Below are 21,370 nucleotides of genomic sequence, written 5' to 3'. Positions count from 1 at the left end.
CATGTCAGAAAATGAGTCGTACGAACTGCTCGGCTTCGACAACGTCCTCCTCCCCGTCGGCGACCTCGGTGAGGCCGTCTCCTTCTACGAGCGGGCCGGCTTCGCCGTGGCCTTCCGGCTGGACGAGGCCGGGATCGCGGGGCTGAAGGTGGGCAAGGAGACGCCGGGGCTGCTCCTGCGGGTGGAGGAGGAACTGCGGCACCGGCCGCCCCTGTGGGGGTCGGCACGGGTGTGGCTTGAGGTGCGTGACGCGCGGGCCGCCGCGCGGGCGCTCGCGACGGCGGGGGTGCCACCGCTCGACGCGCCGTTCTCCGGCGCCACCGGGTGGACCGTCGAGTTCACGGATCCCTGGGGGAACGTCGTCGGCTTCACGGACTACAGCAAACGGCCGGAGCTGGCCCGCACCGGATGACAGCTTGAACGTGTTCAAAAACAGGTCTACAGTCTCTCCCAGAACGTTTTGAACGCGTTCAAGCAAGCCTGGAAGGGGTGGGGACATGGACCTCACGGTCGTGGCGTATGTCATCTATCTGCTGGTCAGCGTGGGGCTGACCGTGTGGGTGGCGCGGACGCTGAGCAGGAACGGGCGGATCTTCCTCGCGGATGTGCTGCGGGGGAACGAGCAGCTCGCGGACGCGGTGAACCACCTGCTGGTGGTCGGGTTCTACCTCGTGAACCTGGGGTTCGTGGCGCTCTACCTGAACGCGGACGGCGCCATCGACAGCCCGCGTGAGGTGTTCGAGGCGGTGTCGGCGAAGCTCGGGGTGGTGCTGCTCGTGCTCGGGGCGCTGCACCTGGGGAACGTGTTCGTGCTGAACAAGTTCCGGCGGCGGGGCGTGATGGAGCGGGAGCAGATGCCGCCGGTCGCGCCGCAGGGCTGGGTCGCTCCCACGGGGCGGGCATGAGCACCGTGGCCGAGCCGGCCACCGAGGACCGGGGCGCCGAGCGCGTCCCGGTTCGCGGGCTCACCGTGCTGTACGACGCCGGGTGCGGGCTGTGCGCCTTCCTGCGGGAGTGGCTTGGCAGGCAGCGGCAGTTGGTGCCGCTGACGTTCGTGGCGGCGGGGTCGGAGGAGGCGCGGCGGCTGTTTCCGTCGCTCGACCACGGGGCGACGCTGGAGGAGATCACGATCGTGGGGGACGGCGGGCAGGTGTACCAAGGGTCCGCCGCCTGGATCGTGTGTCTGTGGGCGCTGCGCGAGCACCGGCCGCTCGCACACCGGCTGAGCAACCCGGCGGGGGCCCGGCTCGCGCGCACTGCCGTACTCGTCGCCGCGAAGTGGCGTGGCGCCCACCGGCAACCCGGCTCGGGCTGCGGGAGCGGCGGAGCCGAGCTGAAGGGATGGGCGTACGACCGGCGGTACGGGTGGCTGTACCGCCCTCCCGGTGGCTGCGACACCGGTACCTGCCCGACTCGTTAGGCTCTGATCGTGCCCGCACTGAACGACAACCCCAGCCCAGAGCCCCCCGCCGATCCGCTCGACGCGGAGGCCGGCGGCCCCCGGGACGGCACGGAGCAGCCCGGCCCCAAGGGCTCCGCCAAGTCCGAGCAGACCCGCGCGCTGATCCTGGAGACCGCGCTGCGGCTCTTCCAGGAGCGCGGGTACGACAAGACGACGATGCGGGCCATCGCGAAGGAGGCCGGGGTCTCCGTCGGGAACGCGTACTACTACTTCGCCGGCAAGGAGCACCTGATCCAGGGCTTCTACGACCGGATCGGCGCCGAGCACCAGGCGGCGGTGCGGCCGGTGCTGGAGCGGGAGAAGGACCTGGAGGCGCGGATAGCGGGGGTGCTGAAGGCATGGCTGGACGTGGCGGAGCCGTACCACGAGTTCGCGGCGCAGTTCTTCAAGAACGCGGCCGATCCGGACAGCCCGCTCAGCCCCTTCTCCCCCGAGTCGGAGGGGCCGCGCGAGGAGTCCATCGCCCTCCAGCGCGAGGTGCTGGCCGGGTCCAAGGCCAAGGTCCCTGACGAACTCCGGGAAATCCTCCCCGAACTGATGTGGCTCTCTCTGATGGGCCTCGTCCTGTACTGGGTCTTTGACCGGTCGGAGGGCCGCGAACGCAGCTACCGGCTGGCCGAGCGGGGGGCCCGGCTGACGACCAGGGGAGTCTCGCTGGCCCGGTTCCGAGCACTGCGGCCGCTGGTCCGTGAGGTGCACGAGCTGTTCACGGACTTCCTGCCGGGGATGACGAAGGTGCTGCCGGATCCAGGGGTCGAGGGGCGGGCGGGCGAGTGATCACTCTCGGGTGAACGGGCTCGAACGGGACGCCTGGCCTCGCCCCTGCCTACGATGATGGTCTCGACACCAGCCCACAGGAGGCACGTGATGTCCGCAGCACTTGTGGAGCGGCCCCACGGAGAGCATCCGCTCATCGCGGAGGCGAACAGGCTCATGGAGCGCCTTCCGGGGTACCGCGTCGAGATCATCGGAGGCCAGATCCTCGTGACCCCGCCACCGGACGGCCCGCACGGCGACGTCCTGACCGACTTGTTGCTGCCTTTCGCGACCGCTGGTCTCCACGGCACGGAGTCGAGGGTGATCCAGGGCATCGGCCTCTGGCTGCCGACCGGTGCCGCGGACTACGCGGTCCCCGACCTCGCCGTGGTGGACGCCGATTACCGGGACCACCTCATCGAGAACAACTGCTATGACCCCGTCTGCTTCCGCCTGGTCCTGGAGGTCACCTCCAGCAACTACCGGACGGACCTGCGTGCCAAGGTCAAGGCCTACGCCGGCGCCAAGATCCCGGTCTACGTCATCGTCGACCGCAAGAACCAGCGCCTCCACGTCCTGACCGACCCCACCGGGGACGGGTACGAGAACCATCGCCCGCACTCCCCCGGCGAGATCGTCACCCTGCCCGCCTCCATCGGTGCCGAGGTTTCCCTGGACGTCACCGAGGTCCTCAAGGCCGGGCATTCGCCGACTGGTTGACCGCGTCCACCTCCCCCTCAGCCACCCCCGCCAACTCCACGTCGAACACCAGCGGCCCCTCCCCCACGACCGCCTGACGCGTGCCCGAGGGGTACGACGGTGAGGTCGTCGCCAGCAGATACGTCCCCGGGCCCGGCACCGCGACGATGTACGCACCGTCCGCCAGGGACATCACCCGGTCCAGCTCACGCCCGCTCCTCGACAGCAGCGTCACCTCGACGCCCTCCACCGGCTCCCCGTCCGCCGTGCGGATGAAGCCGTGGATCACGGAGGCGGGGCCACCTTCCACCAGCGGCGGCCGAACCACCGGAGCCGCTGCTTCCTTCGGCTCGACCGCCAGATGCGGCAACCGCTTCTCCAGCCCGGCCGGCAGCCACCAGTTGGCGTTCCCCAGCAGATGCATCGCGGCCGGCACCAGCGCCGTACGGAGGATGAAGGCGTCGAGGGCGACGGCGGCCGCCAGGCCGATGCCGGCCATCGCGGCCTCCAGTTCACCGCTCAGGACGAACGCGCTGAAGACGCACAGCATGATCAGGGCCGCGGAGTTGATGACCCGGCCGGTCTCCGCGAGGCCGACGCGGACGGCGCGGGCGTTGTCCTTGGTGTGGACCCACTCCTCGTGCATCCGGCTGACCAGGAAGACCTGGTAGTCCATGGAGAGGCCGAAGAGCAGGGAGAGCATGACGACCGGGAGGAACGCGGCGATCGGGCCCTCCTTGCCGATGCCGAGCAGCTCGGTGCCCCAGCCCCACTGGAAGATCGCCACCAGCACGCCGAAGGACGAGGCCGCCGCGACGAGGTTCATCAGCGCGGCCGTCAGCGGCACGACCAGTGAGCGGAAGGCGACCAGCAGCAGCAGGAAGCCGAGCACGATGATCGCCGCGATGAAGTAGGGCAGCCGGTCACCGGTCACCGAGGCGAAGTCCTTGGACACCGCCGTCACACCGCCGACGTGGGCCTCCGCGCCGGACGCCGGGATGACGTCCTCGCGCAGGCGGTCGATGAGCTGGTCGGTCCTCTCGGACTGGGGTGATGTGGTCGGGACGACCTGGATCACCGTGACGCCGTTCGCCGGCGGTACGGCGGCCACCTGGGCCACCCCCTCCGTGGACTCGATACGGGAGACCAGTCCCTCGGCGTCCGGTCCGTCCACGACCACCTGAAGGGGGCCGTTGAAGCCGGGGCCGAAGCCCTCCGCCAGGAGGTCGTACGCCTGGCGGGTGGTCGTGGTCTCACGATGGTTGCCCTGGTCGGAGGTGCCGAGGCGGATCGACAGGACGGGGATCGCGAGAACCAGCATGACGACGAGGGCGAGGACGCCGGTCGAGCGCGGGCGCCGCTCGACGTACGCCGACCAGCGGGCCGCGAGGCCGCTCGTCAGCTCCGGTTCGGGGCCCGCGGCCGCGAGGCGGCGGCGCTGGCGGCGGCTGAGGACGCGCGGGCCGAGCACGCCGAGGAGGGCCGGCAGCAGGGTGACGGCGGCGATCACGCTCAGCACGACGGTCAGCGTGGTCGCGATGACGACGCCGTCCAGGAAGCGGAGGTTCATCACCAGAATCCCGGCGATGGCGATACAGACCGTGCCGCCCGCGAACAGCACCGCGCGCCCGGAGGTGTTGAGGGCCGCCACCGCCGCCTCCTCCGGCTTCATGCCGCGCAGGATGCCGCGCCGGTGCCGGGTGACGATGAACAGGGCGTAGTCGATGCCGACGCCGAGGCCGATCAGCGAGCCGAACAGCGGGGCTATGTCGGGGATGTTCGTGGTGTGGCTGAGCAGGGCCGTGCCCATGATACCGGTGCCGACGCCGGCGACCGCCACGACGATCGGCAGCAGCATCGCGAAGAGCGAGCCGAACGCGAGGAAGAGGACCACCGCCGCGGCCAGGATGCCGACCGCCTCGGACGTGCCCTGCGGGGTGTCCTGCGCCTGGTAGATGGCCTGGCCGCCCAACTCGACCTGAAGGCCGTCCCGTTCGGCGGCCTGGGCCGTCTCGATGACGTCGTCGATCAGCTCCTTGGGTACGGAGTTCGCCTGCTCGGTGAAGGTCACCTGGGCGTAGGCGATCGTCCCGTCCCGGCTGACGCCCGCGCCGCCGCGCGCCGGGTTCCCGTCGCCGTACGGGCTGGTGACCTCCCCGACGCCCGTCATCCGCCCGATCTCCTGGAGGGCGGGCTCGATCCGGGACCGTACGGACCCGTCCTGTACGGAGCCCCCGTCCACCTTCCACACCACCGTGTCGGTGTCGCCCGCGCGCTCCGGGAAGGCCTTGTCCATCAGGTCGTACGCGCGCTTGGAGTCCGTGTCCGGGAGGGAGAAGACATTCGCGTAGGCCGTACCCGCGGTCGAGCCGGCGAAGCCGACGCCGAACACGGTCCCCACCCACAGCAACAGGACCACCAGCCGGTGCGTATAGCACCACCGTGCCAACGTCTCCACGATCAACTCTCCTTGTCCGACGGTCGATTGGTCCCCCGGTGTTGGCATCACCTTCGACGGCCGGGCGTGGACGGCGACATGGGCGGCCCCTGACTCTCAAGGAACTCCAAAGCGGGAGCGGTCCCGCACCGGGACCCCGGTGCGGATACTGAGGACATGACCGGAACCGAGCGAGCGCCCCTCGGCCGCGAGAGGGCCACCGTGCTCGTCGTCGAGGACGAGCCGAACATCGCGGACGTCCTCACCATCGCCCTGCGCTACCACCGCTTCGAGGTGATGACGGCCGGTACGGTCCGGGAGGCGCTCGCGCTCTCCGAGCGCACCCGGCCCGACGCGGCCCTGCTGGACGTGATGCTCCCGGACGGCGACGGCCGCGCTCTGGGCCGAGAACTGCGCTCCCGGCGGCCGGAGTTGGCGCTGGTCTTCCTGACCGCCCGGGACGCGCCCGCCGAGATCGTGGGCGCCCTCGGCTTCGGCGACGACTACATCACCAAGCCGTTCAACATCGACGAGGTCGTCGCCCGTATCACCGCCGTGCTGCGCCGCACCCGGCGCGCCGACGTCCTCCCCCAGCGCCCGCCGCTGCGCTACGGCGACCTGGAGCTGGACGAGACGACGTACTCGGTGCACCGGGCCGGCCGCACGGTGGAGCTGACGCCCACCGAGTACGCGCTGCTGCGGTTCCTGGTGCGCAACGGCGGACGGATCGTGCCGAAGGAGCAACTCCTGCGGCACGTGTGGCAGTACGACCACACGCCGGCCGAGTCGACCGTCGTCGAGACCTACATCAGCTATCTGCGGCGCAAGCTGGACGCGCTCGGCCCGCCGGTGATCACGACACGGCGGGGCGTCGGATACGGACTGGCATGACCCTTCCCCGACGGTTCGGGAGGCCGCTCCGCCGGCGCGGCCACTACTCCCTGCGCGCCAAGCTCACCCTCGCGAACGTCATCCTGCTCGCCGTGGGCGTCGTCGCGGCGACCGTGTGCAGCGCGATGGCTATGCGGCTGTATCTGCTGGAGAGCGTGGACAGGGAGCTGATGACGACCCGCGACTCGATCGGTACGGCGCGGATCAGCATGGAGCGGATCGACGCGCTGAGCGCGCTGGTCGCTCTCAGCAGCCGGGCTTCCGGTACGTCGTCGGCCGGGGACGCCGACTCCCTCGTGCAGGGCGCCGTCTTCACCGCGCTGGACGGCCAGGGCGAGCCGCTGACCATCGCCGGTTTCGCGCCGACCGACAACCAGCGGGCGCTCGCCGCCGCGGTGGACGATCCGACGCCACTCCTCACGGCCGACGAACCGCACGACATCGACGTGAGAGGCACCCCCCACCGCGTCACCGCGGCCCGGATGGACGACGGCACGACCGTCCTCCTCGCCACCTCCACCGAGTCGCTCCACCGCGTCATCGGCCGGGCCCTCAAGCTGGACCTCGCCGTGGGCTCCCTGCTCGTCGCGGCGCTCGCCTGTCTGACCCTGTTCAGCGTGCGCCGCCGGATGCGGCCCCTGGAGGACATGGTCGAGACCTCGTCGGCGATCGCCGAGGGCGACCTCACCCGCCGTGTCCCCTCCAGCAGCGAGGCCACCCTGGAGGTCGAACAGCTGCGTCTCGCCCTCAACTCCATGCTCCAGCAGGTCGAAACGGCGTACCTCACCCGCGAACGCAGCGCCGCCCAGCTGCGCCGCTTCGTCGGTGACGCCTCCCACGAGCTGCGGACGCCGCTGTCCGCGATCCGCGGCTACCTCCAGCTCTACGAGAGGGGCATGCTCACCGAGCCCGACGAGCGCCGGCGCGCCTGGGACCGTATGAACGACGAGGTCGACCGCATGGGCCATCTCGTCGACGAACTCCTCACCCTCGCCCGCCTGGACCAACGCCCCGAACTCCGCCTCAGGAACATCGACCTGACCCGCCTGGTCCGCGACGCCGCCGCCGACCTCCGCGCCCAGCAACCCGACCGCCCGGTCACGGTCGGCGCCGACGGCACCCTCCTCGTCCGGGCCGACGAGTCGGGCCTTCGGCAGGTGCTGGGCAACCTGGTGAGCAACGTCCGCACGCACACACCGACGGATGTCCCGGTACGGCTGGTGGTGGAGCGCGTAGCCGGTGTCGTACGCCTGTACGTGGCGGACGAGGGCCCGGGCCTGGCCGAGGAGGACGCGACCCGCATCTTCGACCGCTTCTTCAGGGCGGGAGGAGGCGCGGGCAGCGGCCTGGGGATGGCGATCGTGCAGGGGGTGGTGGAGGCCCACGGAGGCGAGGTCACGGTGAGCACGGCGCCGGGCGATGGCCTGAAAGTGACGGTCGTGCTGCCAACAGCGCCCAGACCGTCTTCCCGTGCCGTCCCCGGCTCCACACCCCCCAGGCCTGCGCGACGTGCTCGACAAGACACAGCCCCCGCCCCGTCTCCTCCCAGTCCCCCGCCTCCCTGAGCCGGGGCGCCGCCATCCCCTCGTCCGACACCTCGACGAAGCAGGACCCGTCCGCCAGCGCGGTCACCGCGACCTCGAACTCCCGCTCCAGCAACGGTCCATGGCGTACGACATCGGTCGCGAGTTCGGAGACGACGAGCACGACGTCCTCCAGAGCCGGGGCACCCTCGACATGCCCCCAGTCGACCAGATGCTCCCGTACGCGTTGTCGGGCGAGCCCCACGGACGCCGGGTGGCGGGGCAGCAGGAAGGAGTCGCGTCTCAACACGTTTGCTCCTCACCCCGGACACATCCCCGGCACACGAAGATGCGATGAGTGAGTGCGTCCTGTCACACCCGCGAACATCCGCCCCGCGAGTTCGCGTCAGCTGTCACGCGGCGTCTGTCATATCCATTCCAGCTGCCACAGCCGGAAGACACCCGTCCCGTCGGACAGATACTGCGCCCCGCCGACCTCCTCGCTGCTGAGCACATACTCGTTGCGCTGCCACAGGGGAATCAGCGGAACGTCCCGGGCCACGACCTCCTGCAGCTCCTTGAAGTCCGCCGCGGCCCGGCTGCGGTCCGCGTAACGCCGGCTGTCCTGGATGAGCCCGTCGGCCCGCTCGCTGCTGTAGCCGTTGTTCAGGGCGCCGCCGGTGCCGACGAGGGGCCCGCTGAAGGTGTCGGGGTCGGGGTAGTCGGCGCCCCAGCCGACGCCGTACGCGTCCAGCTTGCCGTCGGCGTAACGCCGTTGGAAGTCGGTCCACTCGTGCGCCGTGGTCGTCACATAGAACAGCCCGCTCGCCTCCAGCTGTTGCTTCAGCTCGGCGGCCTCGGCGGCGGACGAGCCCCGGCCCTCGGCGTAGCCGAAGGTGAAGCGCACGGGCATGCTCACACCGGCCTCGTCGAGGAGTTCACGGGCCCGCAGCGGGTCGGGCTTGGGGTACGCGTCGAAGAACGAGGTGGTGTGGCCGGTGATACCGGTCGGGATCAGCGAGTACAGCGGGTCGGTGGTGCCCTGGTAGACCTCGGCGACCAGCTTCTCCCGGTTGATCAGCGCGGCCAGCGCCTGTCTGACCCGGCGGTCCTGGAAGGGCGAGTTCGCCCGCACGTTGAGGACCAGGTTGCGGGTCTCGGTGCTGTCGGCCTCCGTGACCCGCTGGTCCGGGTCGCTGAGCGAGAGCCCGGCGAGCGTCTCGGGTGGCAGCGAGCGGGTGGCGACATCGACCTGCCGCGCCTGCCACGCCTGCTGCAGCGCCGCCGAGTCCTTGTAGTAGCGCATGAGGACGGGACTGCCCATGTCCTGGGCGACGCCCTGGTAGCCGTCGTTGGGCGTGAGGCGGGCCTGCTGGTCCGTGTACGAGGTCAGGACGTACGGCCCGGTGCCGTCGGCGCCGCCGTCGGCGCGCAGCCGGTTCGTCGGGTACTTCGTGCGGTCGACGATCGCCCCGGCGCCGGTGGCCACCTTGAACGGGAAGGTGGCGTCCGGCGAGGAGAGCCGGAAGCTGACGGACAGCCCGCTCGCGCTCACCGACTGGAGGGTGTCCAGCAGCGCGGCGGGGCCGACGTCCGAGTTGATGCGTCTGACCCGGTCGAACGAGTACTTCACGTCCCTCCCGGTGACCTCGCGCCCGCTGGGGAACTTCAGGCCCTGGCGCAGGGTGCAGCGGTAGACGATGAGCGCGTTGCCGACGAACCCGCAGCTGCGCGCCGCGTCCGGGACGGGTGCGGCGACGCCCGGCTCGAAGGTCAGCAGCGACTGGAACACACTGCTGAACAGGGCCCAGGACCCGGCGTCGTACGCCCCCGCCGGGTCGAGCGAGGTGACCGTGTCGGTCGTCCCGACGGTGATCGTCCTGTTCTCGTCCCGCTGAGCCGGCATCAACTGCCAGCCGCCGACCGCCGCGATCGCCAGCACCAGCAACGACGCGAGTATCCGCAAGCGAACCGACCGCACGGCGCCCCTCCCAAGACCCCCACCGGTCCACGACGCACGGTGGTTGCGCGGTGGCGCGGATCACCTAACCACAGGGGTTTGTGTTGGGGGAAGAGGGATTTTGTTTAGTTAATAAAGAACTCATCGGGGCGCTACTAGGCGCCGTGCAGGGCTACTTGACGGACCGTCACCCAAATCCGACGAACCCTCACGCCTGCTTCGACGCCAGCTCCACCACGGTGATGTCCGACGGCGCCCCCACCCGCACCGGCGGCCCCCAGGCGCCCGCGCCGCGGCTGACGAAGAGCTGGGTGTCGCCGTAGCGTTCCAGGCCCGCGAGGGTGGGGTTGGCGGCGTCGGCGACGTAGGTCATCGGCCACATCTGGCCGCCGTGGGTGTGCCCGGAGAGCTGGAGGTCTACGCCGTGGTCGACGGCGTCGTGGATCTGGACGGGCTGATGGGCCAGGAGCACCACGGCCCGCGAGGTGTCCCGGTCGCCGAGCGCCCTGGCGAAGTCGGGGCCCTGGCCCTCGTCCTCACCCGCGATGTCGTTCACACCGGCGAGATCGAGATACGGCAGCTCGCGGCGGTCGTTCTCCAGCGGGGTCAGGCCCAGCCGCCGTACCTCCTCGACCCACTGTTCGGCCCCGGAGATGTACTCGTGGTTACCGGTGACGAAGTAGCTGCCGTGCCGCGCCTTCAGCCCGGCGAGCGGCGCCGCCGCCGGACCGAGGTCCTCCACATCGCCGTCCACGAGGTCCCCGACCACCGCGATCAGGTCGGGCTGTGTCGAGTTGATCGTGTCGACGACCTTCTGCGCGAAGCCCCGGCCCAGCATCGGCGAGAGGTGGATGTCGCTGACCACCGCGATCCGGAATCCGTGCGCCGCGCGCGGCAGCTTCGCCAGCGGCACGGTGACCCGCTTGAGCTTGGGGCCCCGTACGACGCCGTACGTGCCGTAGCCGACGGTCCCGACCGCCGCGGCGGCGACGGCGCCACCGAGGACGCGGGAGACGAAGAGGCGGCGGGAGAAGTCGGTCGGGGGCTCCGGAGTGGTCGGGGCCGGGGGCTCCGTCGCCGTGGGCGGTACCGGCTGCCCGGGCTCGGCGGGAGCCGACTCGGTGGTCGCGGGCGAGGTGGTCGCGGACTCGGCGGCCTCGGTGAGCTGCGCGCCCGCCGGGACCGGCTCGGGCTCGCGTACCACCGGCTCCGGCTCCGGCTGCCGTGTGGGCGCCGGGGCGCGCCGCGCCACCAGACGGCGTACGAGAGGTCGTACGACCTCCCCCGCCAGCAGGTACAGCAGCAGGTACAGCGAGAGAGCGAGCCACATGAAGCCCGGCCATGTCAGCGTCCGCTGCAGCCAGAAGGGGGCGCCGCCGCGCTCGGCGGCGAAGCCGGCGACCATCAGCACCGGCCCGGCGATGAACACCACCGTGCCCACGCGTCTGGCGAGGCCCGGCCCGCGGGTCGTGTCGCGCACCAGGCGGCGCCAGGCGTACCAGTGCATGGCCCCCAAGGCGCTCAGCACCAGCAGGGCTACAAGGACGAAGACGATGATCATCACGTGGTACTCCCGGTCACGCGGTCCGGCGAAGGGCGCGCACTCCACGCAACCCGATGACTCCGATGGCCGTCCCCAGAGCAAAGGAGACGACGGCGAGCGTCAGATGCACCCAGAAGTACGCCGTCGGATCGCCCGCGTCGTCGAACGCGAGCCCGCTGCCGTCCTTCCATAGATTTTTAATGAAAGTGACCCAAATGACCCAGCTCCACACCCCGAAGGCGAGCAGGAACCAGGAGAGGGGGCGGCTGAGCTTCATGCGTTCAGTATCGCCGCCGACGGTACGGCTCTCGCGCCGGGGTGCGAGCGGGGGCGTGAGCAGGTTCGAGGGCACCGCCGGGGGCCTTGGTGGGATTTACCGGTCGGCGCCATGTACTTTCTCGATCGTGCCCGCCTCCAAGAAGACCGCCAGGCGCCCCCTGCTGGTCACCTCAGCCACCCTGTTGTCCCTCTCGCTGACGTCACTGACGACGCTGACTGCCGCCCCGGCCTTCGCGGCGACGCCGTCACCGAGTTCGAGCGCCTCGCCGTCCGCGACTCCCCCGGCGGCCATGTCGACCGTCGGCGGCGAACTGCTGGGCAGGCCGGGCACGCAGGCCGGCCTGGGCAGCAACGCGCCCGTGCTGCCCAAGGACATCAGCGCCCGCTCGTGGATCGTCGCGGACGCCCAGTCGGGTGACGTGCTGGCCGCACACAACGCGCACTGGCGGCTGGCCCCGGCGAGCACGCTGAAGATGCTGTTCGCGGACACGCTGCTGCCGAAGTTCAACAGGAACGAGGAGTACAAGGTCGTCGCCTCCGACCTGGCGGGTGTCGGCGCGGGCTCCAGCATGGTCGGCATAAAGGAGAACGAGACGTACACCGTCCACGACCTCTGGCTCGGTGTCTTCCTTCGCTCCGGCAACGACGCGGTGCACGTCCTGTCCGCCATGAACGGCGGGGTGAAGCAGACCGTCGCCGACATGAACGCGCACGCCGAGGAGCTCCAGGCCCTCGACACCCACGCGGTCAGCCCGGACGGCTACGACGCCAGGGGGCAGGTGTCGTCGGCGTACGACCTGACCCTGATCGCCCGGTCGGGGCTGCAGAAGAAGGACTTCCGGGAGTACTGCTCCACCGTCCGCGCGAAGTTCCCGGGCGCGACCAAGAAGGGCAAGAACGGCAAGAAGAGCCGGCCGTCCTTCGAGATCCAGAACACCAACCGGCTGCTCACCGGCACAGGTGGCCTCGACTCCTACCAGGGCATCGCGGGTGTGAAGAACGGCAACACCACGAACGCGGGCGCGACGTTCACCGGGGTGGCCGAGCGGGACGGCCGGGTCCTCCTGGTCACCGTCATGCATCCGGAGAAGGACGAGAACAACCAGGTCTACAAGGAGACCGCGAGCCTCCTTGACTGGGGGTTCAAGGCGGCGGGCAAGGTCGAGCCCGTGGGGGAGCTGGTGCCGCCGAAGGGCGCGGACACCTCCGCTGGGGACGCGGAGCCCAGTGCGCAGCCGGGGGCCACGGCGTCTCCGTCCGCCTCCGGCGGGGCGGGGGGCAAGTCGGTGGCCTCCGCGGTGGCTTCCGGCGGGTCGAGTGGGATCGGCGTCGCGCTGGGGATCATCGGGGGTGTGCTGGTGCTGCTTGCGGGCGGGGTGTTCCTGGTCAATCGGAAGTGGCCGCTGCGGCGACGGAAGTAGGCCGGTCGGGGGGCGTCCGCCTGATTGCTGTGGGATACGGTCCGCGGGTTGTTCGTGGCTGGTCGCGCCCACGGGGTGGAGCCGCATGTCGATACAGGCCCGCGTCCCTCAAGGGGCGCTGTCCTCATCCGGCGTTTCCCTGACGCTCTCCTCCTTGCTTCCCTCTGCCGTCCATGCCGCGCAGTACAGGAGCAGCTTGGCGGTGAGATTGATCCAGAGGAGCAGGGCGATGGGGACTCCGAAGGCGCCGTACATGCTCTTGGAGGCGACGCCCTGCATGTAGCCGCTGAGCAGAAGCTTCAGGAGTTCGAAGCCGATGGCTCCTATGAGGGCGGCCACGACCAGGCGGCGGCGGGATGGCTGGACCCCGGGGAGCAGGGTGAGGACGTACAGGAGGAGCAGGAAGTCGGCCAGTACGGCGATGGCGAAAGCGGCGATCCGGAGCAGGATGCCGCCCCATCCGTCGCGGTCGACGCCCAGCTGGTCGGCGATCCAGCCGACCATCGACGAGGCCACGGTGGAGGCGGCGAGAGTGACCACGACCGCGCCGCCGAAGCCGACCAGAACACCCGCGTCCTTGGCCTTGGCGAGCACGGGGTTCTCGTCGGACTCCGGCTTCTCCCAGACCGCGCGCAGACAGCCGCGCATCTCGCCGACCCAGCCGATACCGGTGAAGAGCAGCAGCGCGCCGGCGATGATCCCGATCGTGCCGGCGTTGTCGACGAGGCCGGCGATGTCGAGCTGGTCGGAGATGCCGGGCACCTGTTCGGCGAGCCTGTCCTCCAGATCCTTCTGCCGGCCCTCGCTCAGGGTCGCCGCGGCGATGACGGCGGCCAAGGTCAGCAGCGGGAACAGCGCCAGGAAGCTGATGAAGGTCATCGCCGCGGCCAGCCGCGTCCACGTCACCCGCTCCAGCCGTTCGTACGACCGCCACGCGTGCGTGGTCATCAGGCGCTCCACCAGGGGACCGACCCCGGGGAGCTTTTTCAGCCAGTCCATGATCCGAACTCTGCCCTAGTTACGGCCGGCCGATGCCGACCACGCGTACCCCGGTCCCGAGATCCATCGCCTGGTTGTCACTGCCCTCCTCCGGAGGTGGAGAGTTGACGCCATGCCAGCCCGCTCGGGCTCGGTACGCCGCCCTCCTCCAGGGCCCGGAGGCAGTGGCCCGGTACGGCGACCGGCGGCCAACTGCCGGACGAGGCACGGATGTCCGGCCGTGTACTCGGTGAGCAGCGCCCGTGTCGCCCCGGCCCGGTCGGCCATCTGCACGGCCTGCGCGTACCACTTGGCCGCGACAATACGTGCGTGCGGCCGACAGCGAGGTGGAGGCCGAGGTACGCGGTCGGCTGGGGTACACGGCGGCGACGCAGGCCGTGAAGAGCACGAAGGCGAGCGGGAGTTGGGTGAGCGCGCGGGGAGTGAAGAGTTCCCGGCGGCCGCGGGGGCGGCGACGAGGGTGTTCCTGGTCCATTGGCGGGGGCGGGCGGTGCGGAGGAGGCCGCCGGCGAGGCCGCTCCTTCGGGGGCGCCCGGCCGGGGGCCGTCCGCCGTTCCAGGACCCCGTGCGCTCAGCCATGGCCACTCACCACCCAGCGGGCGCCCAGCCGCGCCGTGAGCGCCCCGAGGGCCACACCCGCCGCCACGTCCGACGGGTAGTGCACGCCGACCACCAGCCGGGAGAGGCACATCGCGACGGCGAGCGGAGCGGCGGCGCGGAGCACGAGCGGGGTTCCCGGGGCTCCGTACGCCAGGACAGCCACCGCCGCTGTCGCCGAACTGGCATGCGAGCTCGGGAAGGAGTGCCGTCCGGCGGTGCGGACGAGGGGCTCGACATGCGCGGGGCGCGGCCGTCGTACGACCCTCTTGACGCCCGTGCTGGTCAGGTGCGCGGCGGCCGTCAGCGCCGTGCCACGCAGCCAGACACCGCGCCGCCCCCGGTCGACGGCGGCAGCCGCGAGAGCGGCCGCGAGCCAGAGCGTGCCGTGCTCCCCCACCCAGGACAGTCCGCGCGCGGCGGTCGCGACGCGCGGGTCGGCGCCACGGGCGTGGAGCGCGGAGAGCAGCCGCCGGTCCAGGCCGCGCACACCGTCGACGACGTCAACTTCATCCATGCGAGGCCACTCTCCTGGGCGGCCAACCAAGAATTACGGCAATCTTGAACGACATCCCATTAATCACCCATTTCGGTGAGGCGGCAGAGCGGCCGCGCCGACACGTCCGTTTCATCCCCCTACACGGCGATACGGTCGCGAGCATGCCAGCCGACGCCGCCGCAGCCGCCCCGGCCCCCTCGCACCTCTCCCCCGACCGCACCACCCCCGTCACCGGCTGGGGCCGCACCGCCCCGACCGCCGCCCGGCTGATCCGCCCGCGCACGTACGAGGAGGCCGCGGCCGCCGTACGGGCGTGCGGGGCACGCGGCGGGATCGCCCGGGGGCTGGGGCGGGCGTACGGGGACGCGGCGCAGAACGCGGGCGGAGCCGTCCTCGACATGACGGGCCTCGACCGTGTCCACGCCATCGACGCGGACGGCGGCACCGTCCTCTGCGACGCGGGCGTCTCCCTGCACCGGCTGATGGAGGTCCTGCTCCCCCTCGGCTGGTTCGTCCCGGTGACCCCGGGAACCCGCCAGGTGACCGTCGGCGGCGCCATCGCGGCCGACATCCACGGCACGAACCACCACGTCTCCGGGTCGTTCGCCCGCCACGTCCTGTCCCTCGAACTCCTGACGGCGGACGGTGAGATCCGCACGGTCGTCCCCGGCACCCCGCTCTTCGACGCCACGGCCGGCGGCATGGGCCTGACCGGCGTCATCCTCACCGCGACCGTACGGCTCCTCCCCGTCGAGACGTCGTGGATGTCCGTCGACACCGAACGCGCCCGCGACCTCGACGACCTCCTCACCCGCCTCACGGCGACGGACCGCTACTACCGCTATTCCGTCGCCTGGATCGACCTGCTCGCCAGGGGCGCGTCGACGGGCCGCGCGGTCCTGACACGCGGCGAACACGCTCCCCTGGAAGCGCTGGAGCGGCCGAAACCGTCGTCCACGCGCGCGCGTGGAGGGCGGTTTTCACGCAGGGACGCGCTCAGCAGTCCGTTGGAATTCCGGACGTCCCGCCTCCCGGCCGCCCCCGCCTTCGTCCCCGAGGGCCTCCTCGGCCGTACGACCGCGAGCCTCTTCAACGAGTTCTGGTACCGCCGGGCACCCGACGCCCGCGCCGACGAACTGCAACGGATCTCCACGTTCTTCCACCTCCTGGACGGGGTCCCGCACTGGAACCGGATCTACGGCCGGTCCGGCTTCGTCCAGTACCAGTTCGTCGTCGGGTACGGCCACGAAGAGGCCCTGCGCCGGATCGTGGGCCGGATCTCGGCGCGCCGCTGCCCCTCCTTCCTCGCCGTCCTCAAGCGATTCGGCGAGGGCGACCCCGGCTGGTTGTCCTTCCCGCTGCCCGGCTGGACCCTCGCCCTGGACATCCCGGCGAGCCTGCCCGGCCTCGGCGCCTTCCTGGACGGGCTCGACGGGGAGGTCGCGGCGGCCGCCGGGCGCGTCTACCTGGCGAAGGACGCCCGTCTGCGCCCCGAACTGCTGGCCGTGATGTACCCCCGACTGCCCGAATTCCGCGCACTGCGCCGGGAGTTGGACCCTCGCGGGGTCTTCGTGTCGGATCTGGCCCGCCGCCTGGGCCTGTGAGGACCCGCGCTTCGGCCTCCGCAGGCCGCGGAGGACCGGCGGCCGAACGGCGGAAGACCCCCGGAAAACCCCTGTCCCCCACCCAGGAGCTGTCATGAAGGACGCCTTCGGCACCCCCCAGTCCCTGCTGATCCTCGGCGGTACGTCGGACATCGCGCTCGCCACCGCGCGCCGTCTGATCGCCCGCCGCACCCGCACGGTGTGGCTGGCGGGACGCCCGTCGCCCGCCCTGGAGAACGCGGCCGTCCATCTGCGCGGCCTCGGCGCCGAGACCCACACCATCTCCTTCGACGCGATCGACTCCGAGTCCCACGAGGCGATCCTCGGCAAGGTCTTCGCCGAGGGCGACATCGACATGGTCCTCCTCGCCTTCGGCGTACTCGGCGACCAGGCGAACGACGAACGCGACCCGGCGGCCGCCGCCCGCGTCGCCCAGACCAACTACACGGGCGCCGTCTCGTCCGCCCTGGTCTGTGCGCGAGCCCTCCAGGCACAGGGCCACGGCTCGCTCGTCGTCCTGTCCTCCGTCGCCGCCGAGCGCGCCCGCCGCTCCAACTTCATCTACGGCTCCAGCAAGGCCGGCCTCGACACCTTCACCCAGGGCCTCGGCGACGCCCTCCACGGCACCGGCGCCCACGTCATGCTCGTACGCCCCGGCTTCGTCCGCACCAGCATGACCGCGGGCCTGCCGGAGTCCCCCCTCGCGACGACCCCGGAGGCGGTGGCCACCGCCATCGAACTGGGGTTGCGACGACGCTCGGAGACGGTGTGGGTCCCGGGGTCGCTGCGCCTGGTGATGGCGGCGCTGCGGCACGTACCGAGGGCGGTGTTCCGCCGCCTGCCGCTGTAGGGACGCCCGGTCACCCCTCCCGGAGCGACACCACGACCGCCTTGCTCATCGGATTGCCGCTCTGGTTGACCTGAACGTGCCCCACCCCGATCACCCGGTCGCTCCCCGGCAGCCGCGCCAACTCGTCCAACCAGAGCGACTGCTGGGAGTCCTTCCGAACCCCGCCCTCGTTCGGCAGCCGAGACCGCGTGATCTTGACGCACGTACCGTCCGCGGCGAGATACCAATTCCCTTCCAGGAAAAGCCCCTCGGTCCCGTCCCCCAACACCGGCACCCGCTCGGCGCACTCCCCCGCGGCCGCCGCCTGGTCCACCCAACGCTCCCCGTCCCAGCGGATACGTACCGCCTCGTCGTCGGGCTCGTCCTCGACCTCCCCGTGGTTGAAGGAATGCGACCCGTACGCGCGTACGTCATCCGCCGCGAGCGCCACGACGAGGCCGAGCGAGGCGCCGGGCTCCGGCGGCACCGGCTCCGGGAAGTGGTACTCGGGGGTCTCGGTGCGCTCCCACGCCCGCCCGTCCCAGTGCACGGCCACGGGCTGGGTCAGCTCGGTCTCGCCGACGCCGGCCGCCGCGTCGGCGTCCCGAGACCCCACGGCCCACAGGTCGTCCGTCGCCATGCCGTCGAGGGAGGCGAGGCCGCCGGCGGGCAGGGTCATGGCGGTCCACCGGCTGCCGTCCCAGTGCTGGGCCTGGTCCCGGCCGACGAGGACCCAGACGTCGTCCGGACCGAACGCCTTGAGATCGACGAGCCGCCCTCTCGGCACCGACTCCAGCGCGGACCAGGACGTGCCGTCCCAGCGAACGATCCGCGTCTGCTCCTGACTGCCGTAACCGACGGACGCGGTCATCCAGACCCCACCGGACCCGACCGCGTCCAGCCGGACCTCCATCACGTCCGTGCCCATGCCGTCCGGAAAGGGCTGCTCCCGCCAGTCCGAGCCGTCGTGGCGCAGGAGGAACTGCTCCCGCGACCCGCCCGAATCCTCCCGGCTCCCGTACGCCCAGATGTCGTCCCCGGCGACCACGGCCAGGTCCCCCAGGGTCGCGGACCCGTCGAGAATCCGGTCGTACGACCAGGACTTGTCCTTCTTCGCGGAGCCGCCGGACGATCCTCCGGACGCCTTCCCGGACTCCTCCACGCGCCCCGGCGCACCGCCCTGCGCCCCGCACCCGGCCACGGCGAGGGTGAGGGTGAGCGAGGCGAGCAGCGCCACCACGTTCCTGCGCATACGCACGCGCCTCCCTCGTACCTCGCCCCGCGCAACGGTCCGTGTCAGTGCGCCGGAAGCGTCGTGTCCCCCACCGGCGCCCCCGCCTGCGGCGGAACGACGGTCCCGCCGAACGTGAACTCGCGCAGCTTGCGCCAGACCCCGTCGGCGCCCTGCTCATAGAGCGCGAAGCCGGTGCAGGGCCAGCGGGCCTCGTAGTCGGCGAGCGCCTCGAACGCCCGGTCCATCGCCTCCTCGGCGATGCCGTGCGCCACCGTGACATGCGGGTGGTACGGGAAGTTCAGCTCGCGGGCCACCGGACCCGAGGCGTCACGGACCTGCTTCTGCAGCCAGGTACAGGCCTCGGCCCCCTCGACGACCTGCACGAACACGACGGGCGACAGCGGGCGGAAGGTTCCCGTGCCGGACAGCCGCATCGGGAAGGGCCGGCCGGCCGCCGCGACCTCGACGAGGTGCGCCTCGATCGCCGGCAGTTCGACGTCCTCGACCTCGGTCGGCGGCAGCAGCGTGACATGCGTGGGGATACCGTGAGCCGCGGCGTCGCCGAAGCCCGCGCGCCGCTCCTGGAGCTGGCTGCCATGGGGCTCCGGGACCGCGATCGACACACCGATCGTTACGGTCCCCACGTCGTCTCCTGTCGTCGTGTCATGCGAGTTGTCGTAGTCCTTGTCGGTCGCGGTCCGTCGCACCGGCTATCGACTGTACGGCCACGGCGGTGTTCCGGGCAGGCGCAGCCGGAGTGATGTGCGGCGCTGTCGGTGGTGCGAACGGTGGTGCGAGCGGCGCTCGGGGCCGGGTGGTGCGGGCTCAGTGCTTGGCGGGCAGGAAGCCCACCTTGTCGTACGCCTGGGAGAGCGTCTCCGCGGCGACGGCGCGCGCCTTCTCGGCCCCCTCGGCCAGGATCGAGTCCAGCGTCTCGGGGTCGTCCAGATGCTGCTGGGTGCGCTCCCGGAAGGGCGTCACGAACTCGACCACGACCTCGGCGAGGTCCGTCTTGAGCGCACCGTAGCCCTTGCCGACGTACCTCTCTTCCAGCTCCGCGACGCCCACCCCGGTGAGGGTCGAGTAGATGCCCAGCAGGTTGCTGACACCCGGCTTCTCCGCGGGGTCGAAGCGGATCACCGTGTCGGTGTCGGTGACGGCGCTCTTGACCTTCTTGGCGGTGGTCTTCGGGTCGTCGAGCAGGTTGATCAACCCCTTCGGGGTCGACGCCGACTTGCTCATCTTGGCCGCCGGGTCCTGGAGGTCGTAGATCTTTCCCGTCTCCTTCAGGATGTACGGCTTCGGGATCGTGAAGGTCTCGCCGAAGCGGCCGTTGAAGCGCTCGGCGAGGTCACGGGTGAGCTCGATGTGCTGGCGCTGGTCCTCGCCGACCGGGACCTCGTCCGCCTGGTACAGCAGGATGTCGGCGACCTGGAGGATCGGGTACGTGAAGAGACCGACGCTCGCGCGGTCGCCGTCCTGCTTGGCGGACTTGTCCTTGAACTGGGTCATGCGGGAGGCCTCGCCGAAGCCGGTGAGGCAATTCATGATCCAGGCGAGCTGGGCGTGCTCGGGGACATGGCTCTGGACGAAGACCGTGCACCGCTCCGGGTCGAGACCGGCGGCGAGCAGCTGGGCAGCGGCGAGCCGGGTGTTGGCGCGCAGGTCAGCCGGGTCCTGCGCCACCGTGATCGCGTGCAGGTCGACGATCATGTAGAACGCGTCGTGGGACTCCTGCAGAGCCACCCACTGGCGGACGGCGCCGAGGTAGTTGCCGAGGTGGAACGAGCCGGCGGTGGGCTGGATGCCGGAGAGCACGCGGGGTCGATCAGAGGCCATGCTCACCATTCTCTCAGGTGTCCGGGCCCGTTCCGGAACCGGCCGGAAACAGATGTGACACGGGTGGGAACCGATCGGGCTCGGGCGGTGTACCAATTTTGTGAGAACGCGGGAGGGGGGCCGCATCGTCGATGAGGCCGCGGTGATCGCACGCGTACGCGCCGGGGAGCCGGAGGCCTACGCGGAGCTGGTGCGCGCCCATACGGGCATCGCGCTGCGGGCGGCCCGGGCGCTCGGCGCCGGTGCGGACGCGGAGGATGTGGTGCAGCAGGCCTTCTTCAAGGCGTACTGCTCACTGGGCCGCTTCCGGGACGGCGCGTCGTTCCGGCCGTGGCTGCTGTCGATCGTGGCCAATGAGACGAGGAACACAGTGCGGACAGCCGGGCGGCAGCGGTCCCTGGCCGACCGCGAGGCGGCCTTGGTCGAGGCCGAGCCGCTGATACCGCCGTCGGCGGACCCGGCGGTCGCCGCGCTGGAGATAGAGCGCCGCGTCGCGCTCATGGGCGCCTTGGAGAAGCTGAGCGAGGCGCATCGGCTGGTCGTCACATACCGCTACCTACTGGAGATGGACGAGCCCGAGGCGGCCGCCGCCCTGGGCTGGCCCCGGGGCACGGTGAAGTCCCGTCTGAGCCGGGCGCTGCGCAAGCTGGGCCGCCTGCTGCCGGAGTTCGAGCCGGGGGGAGCCCTGGGAAGGGGGGAAGGGGGTGATGAGGGTGAGTGAGCCTGATGAGGAGAACAGGGGCCGGAATCGCGACCGAGACCGGAACCCGAACGAGGGCCGCGAAGTCACGGAGAGTG

The 21,370-nt window shown here is 71.1% G+C and carries 20 protein-coding genes and 1 pseudogene; 11 read left to right on the top strand and 10 right to left on the bottom strand.

Annotation, left to right across the window (positions count from 1 at the left end; genetic code table 11):
* Window position 1 precedes the first annotated feature (1 nt).
* From JIX55_RS32050 to JIX55_RS32030, 5 genes are all read left to right on the top strand, one after another.
* Complete coding sequence (locus JIX55_RS32050) at window positions 2-412, top strand: VOC family protein (protein WP_257566705.1); 411 nt, start codon at window positions 2-4, stop codon at window positions 410-412.
* Window positions 413-497: 85 nt separating this feature from the next.
* Window positions 498-905 (top strand): hypothetical protein, encoded by a 408-nt coding sequence (locus JIX55_RS32045; RefSeq protein ID WP_257566704.1) that lies wholly within the window; start codon window positions 498-500, stop codon window positions 903-905.
* Complete coding sequence (locus tag JIX55_RS32040; protein ID WP_257566703.1) at window positions 902-1,420, top strand: thiol-disulfide oxidoreductase DCC family protein; 519 nt, start codon at window positions 902-904, stop codon at window positions 1,418-1,420. The genes JIX55_RS32045 and JIX55_RS32040 overlap by 4 nt, the downstream gene beginning before the upstream one ends.
* 9 nt (window positions 1,421-1,429) lie before the next feature.
* Window positions 1,430-2,239 (top strand): TetR family transcriptional regulator, encoded by an 810-nt coding sequence (locus tag JIX55_RS32035; RefSeq protein WP_257566702.1) that lies wholly within the window; start codon window positions 1,430-1,432, stop codon window positions 2,237-2,239.
* Window positions 2,240-2,329: 90 nt separating this feature from the next.
* Window positions 2,330-2,938, top strand: coding sequence for a Uma2 family endonuclease (locus JIX55_RS32030; RefSeq protein ID WP_257566701.1), 609 nt, complete (start codon window positions 2,330-2,332; stop codon window positions 2,936-2,938).
* On the opposite strand, the gene JIX55_RS32025 is transcribed toward JIX55_RS32030, so the two are convergent.
* Window positions 2,910-5,366, bottom strand: a complete 2,457-nt coding sequence (locus JIX55_RS32025; RefSeq protein ID WP_257569548.1) for an MMPL family transporter — start codon at window positions 5,364-5,366, stop codon at window positions 2,910-2,912. The two genes, JIX55_RS32030 and JIX55_RS32025, sit on opposite strands and share 29 nt — an antisense overlap.
* A 165-nt stretch (window positions 5,367-5,531) precedes the next feature.
* Between JIX55_RS32025 and JIX55_RS32020 the strand changes: the two genes are divergently transcribed.
* Both JIX55_RS32020 and JIX55_RS32015 read left to right on the top strand, forming a co-directional pair.
* On the top strand, window positions 5,532-6,245 hold the full coding sequence (locus JIX55_RS32020; RefSeq protein WP_257566700.1) for a response regulator transcription factor: 714 nt from the start codon (window positions 5,532-5,534) through the stop codon (window positions 6,243-6,245).
* Window positions 6,242-7,810, top strand: coding sequence for a sensor histidine kinase (locus JIX55_RS32015; RefSeq protein WP_257566699.1), 1,569 nt, complete (start codon window positions 6,242-6,244; stop codon window positions 7,808-7,810). Before JIX55_RS32020 ends, JIX55_RS32015 begins: the two co-directional genes overlap by 4 nt.
* Here the strand turns inward: JIX55_RS32015 and JIX55_RS51545 are convergent.
* The 4 genes and pseudogenes from JIX55_RS51545 to JIX55_RS31995 form a co-directional block, all read right to left on the bottom strand.
* A pseudogene (locus tag JIX55_RS51545) lies at window positions 7,758-8,033 on the bottom strand (ATP-binding protein); the annotation flags it as partial. The gene JIX55_RS32015 and the pseudogene JIX55_RS51545 sit on opposite strands and share 53 nt — an antisense overlap.
* 162 nt (window positions 8,034-8,195) lie before the next feature.
* Window positions 8,196-9,749, bottom strand: a complete 1,554-nt coding sequence (locus JIX55_RS32005; protein WP_257566698.1) for an ABC transporter substrate-binding protein — start codon at window positions 9,747-9,749, stop codon at window positions 8,196-8,198.
* Window positions 9,750-9,936: 187 nt separating this feature from the next.
* The gene (locus JIX55_RS32000) at window positions 9,937-11,289 is read right to left on the bottom strand and encodes a metallophosphoesterase (protein ID WP_257569547.1); all 1,353 of its coding nucleotides are present in this window, start codon (window positions 11,287-11,289) and stop codon (window positions 9,937-9,939) included.
* Window positions 11,290-11,305: 16 nt separating this feature from the next.
* A complete protein-coding gene (locus tag JIX55_RS31995; RefSeq protein ID WP_257566697.1) occupies window positions 11,306-11,548 on the bottom strand; it encodes an SCO4848 family membrane protein in 243 nt (80 codons plus the stop codon).
* 127 nt (window positions 11,549-11,675) lie between these two features.
* Between JIX55_RS31995 and JIX55_RS31990 the strand changes: the two genes are divergently transcribed.
* Window positions 11,676-12,971 carry a D-alanyl-D-alanine carboxypeptidase family protein gene (locus JIX55_RS31990; RefSeq protein ID WP_331607722.1) on the top strand — a complete coding sequence of 432 codons (1,296 nt, stop codon included), beginning with the start codon at window positions 11,676-11,678 and terminating at the stop codon, window positions 12,969-12,971.
* Window positions 12,972-13,079: 108 nt separating this feature from the next.
* Here JIX55_RS31990 and JIX55_RS31985 read toward each other — a convergent pair whose 3' ends face one another.
* Together JIX55_RS31985 and JIX55_RS31975 are read right to left on the bottom strand one after the other, a co-directional pair.
* Window positions 13,080-13,970, bottom strand: coding sequence for a YihY/virulence factor BrkB family protein (locus JIX55_RS31985; RefSeq protein ID WP_257566695.1), 891 nt, complete (start codon window positions 13,968-13,970; stop codon window positions 13,080-13,082).
* A 571-nt stretch (window positions 13,971-14,541) separates the two neighbouring features.
* Window positions 14,542-15,084, bottom strand: a complete 543-nt coding sequence (locus JIX55_RS31975) for a phosphatase PAP2 family protein (protein WP_257566694.1) — start codon at window positions 15,082-15,084, stop codon at window positions 14,542-14,544.
* Between the two features lie 143 nt (window positions 15,085-15,227).
* Between JIX55_RS31975 and JIX55_RS31970 the strand changes: the two genes are divergently transcribed.
* Together JIX55_RS31970 and JIX55_RS31965 are read left to right on the top strand one after the other, a co-directional pair.
* Window positions 15,228-16,670: an FAD-binding oxidoreductase gene (locus JIX55_RS31970; RefSeq protein WP_257566693.1), complete on the top strand. Its 1,443-nt coding sequence runs from the start codon at window positions 15,228-15,230 to the stop codon at window positions 16,668-16,670.
* Window positions 16,671-16,764: 94 nt separating this feature from the next.
* Entirely contained in the window at window positions 16,765-17,520 is a 756-nt protein-coding gene (locus JIX55_RS31965; RefSeq protein WP_257566692.1) for a decaprenylphospho-beta-D-erythro-pentofuranosid-2-ulose 2-reductase, read from the top strand.
* Between the two features lie 10 nt (window positions 17,521-17,530).
* Here JIX55_RS31965 and JIX55_RS31960 read toward each other — a convergent pair whose 3' ends face one another.
* The 3 genes from JIX55_RS31960 to trpS form a co-directional block, all read right to left on the bottom strand.
* On the bottom strand, window positions 17,531-18,751 hold the full coding sequence (locus tag JIX55_RS31960; protein ID WP_257566691.1) for a hypothetical protein: 1,221 nt from the start codon (window positions 18,749-18,751) through the stop codon (window positions 17,531-17,533).
* 44 nt (window positions 18,752-18,795) lie between these two features.
* On the bottom strand, window positions 18,796-19,377 hold the full coding sequence (locus JIX55_RS31955; protein ID WP_257566690.1) for a 2'-5' RNA ligase family protein: 582 nt from the start codon (window positions 19,375-19,377) through the stop codon (window positions 18,796-18,798).
* Between the two features lie 181 nt (window positions 19,378-19,558).
* Window positions 19,559-20,572 carry a tryptophan--tRNA ligase gene (trpS, locus tag JIX55_RS31950; protein ID WP_257566689.1) on the bottom strand — a complete coding sequence of 338 codons (1,014 nt, stop codon included), beginning with the start codon at window positions 20,570-20,572 and terminating at the stop codon, window positions 19,559-19,561.
* Between the two features lie 100 nt (window positions 20,573-20,672).
* On the opposite strand from trpS, the gene JIX55_RS31945 reads away from it, so the two are divergent.
* The gene (locus tag JIX55_RS31945) at window positions 20,673-21,293 is read left to right on the top strand and encodes an RNA polymerase sigma factor (protein ID WP_257566688.1); all 621 of its coding nucleotides are present in this window, start codon (window positions 20,673-20,675) and stop codon (window positions 21,291-21,293) included.
* The last annotated feature ends 77 nt before the right edge of the window (window positions 21,294-21,370 follow it).

This window comes from Streptomyces sp. DSM 40750, assembly GCF_024612035.1.
GTDB lineage: Bacteria > Actinomycetota > Actinomycetes > Streptomycetales > Streptomycetaceae > Streptomyces.
Note: the sequence above shows the minus strand (reverse complement) of the source record. Positions and strands in the feature narration are given on the sequence as shown.

Coding starts and splice junctions, on each gene's coding strand:
- JIX55_RS32050 (WP_257566705.1), top strand. CDS start 2: ATGTCAGAAAATGAGTCGTACGAACTGCTCGGCTTCGACAACGTCCTC.
- JIX55_RS32030 (WP_257566701.1), top strand. CDS start 2,330: ATGTCCGCAGCACTTGTGGAGCGGCCCCACGGAGAGCATCCGCTCATC.
- JIX55_RS31995 (WP_257566697.1), bottom strand. CDS start 11,548: ATGAAGCTCAGCCGCCCCCTCTCCTGGTTCCTGCTCGCCTTCGGGGTG.
- JIX55_RS31960 (WP_257566691.1), bottom strand. CDS start 18,751: ATGCGCAGGAACGTGGTGGCGCTGCTCGCCTCGCTCACCCTCACCCTC.
- JIX55_RS32015 (WP_257566699.1), top strand. CDS start 6,242: ATGACCCTTCCCCGACGGTTCGGGAGGCCGCTCCGCCGGCGCGGCCAC.
- JIX55_RS32000 (WP_257569547.1), bottom strand. CDS start 11,289: ATGATCATCGTCTTCGTCCTTGTAGCCCTGCTGGTGCTGAGCGCCTTG.
- JIX55_RS32020 (WP_257566700.1), top strand. CDS start 5,532: ATGACCGGAACCGAGCGAGCGCCCCTCGGCCGCGAGAGGGCCACCGTG.
- trpS (WP_257566689.1), bottom strand. CDS start 20,572: ATGGCCTCTGATCGACCCCGCGTGCTCTCCGGCATCCAGCCCACCGCC.
- JIX55_RS32045 (WP_257566704.1), top strand. CDS start 498: ATGGACCTCACGGTCGTGGCGTATGTCATCTATCTGCTGGTCAGCGTG.
- JIX55_RS31985 (WP_257566695.1), bottom strand. CDS start 13,970: ATGGACTGGCTGAAAAAGCTCCCCGGGGTCGGTCCCCTGGTGGAGCGC.
- JIX55_RS32040 (WP_257566703.1), top strand. CDS start 902: ATGAGCACCGTGGCCGAGCCGGCCACCGAGGACCGGGGCGCCGAGCGC.
- JIX55_RS31965 (WP_257566692.1), top strand. CDS start 16,765: ATGAAGGACGCCTTCGGCACCCCCCAGTCCCTGCTGATCCTCGGCGGT.
- JIX55_RS31970 (WP_257566693.1), top strand. CDS start 15,228: ATGCCAGCCGACGCCGCCGCAGCCGCCCCGGCCCCCTCGCACCTCTCC.
- JIX55_RS31975 (WP_257566694.1), bottom strand. CDS start 15,084: ATGGATGAAGTTGACGTCGTCGACGGTGTGCGCGGCCTGGACCGGCGG.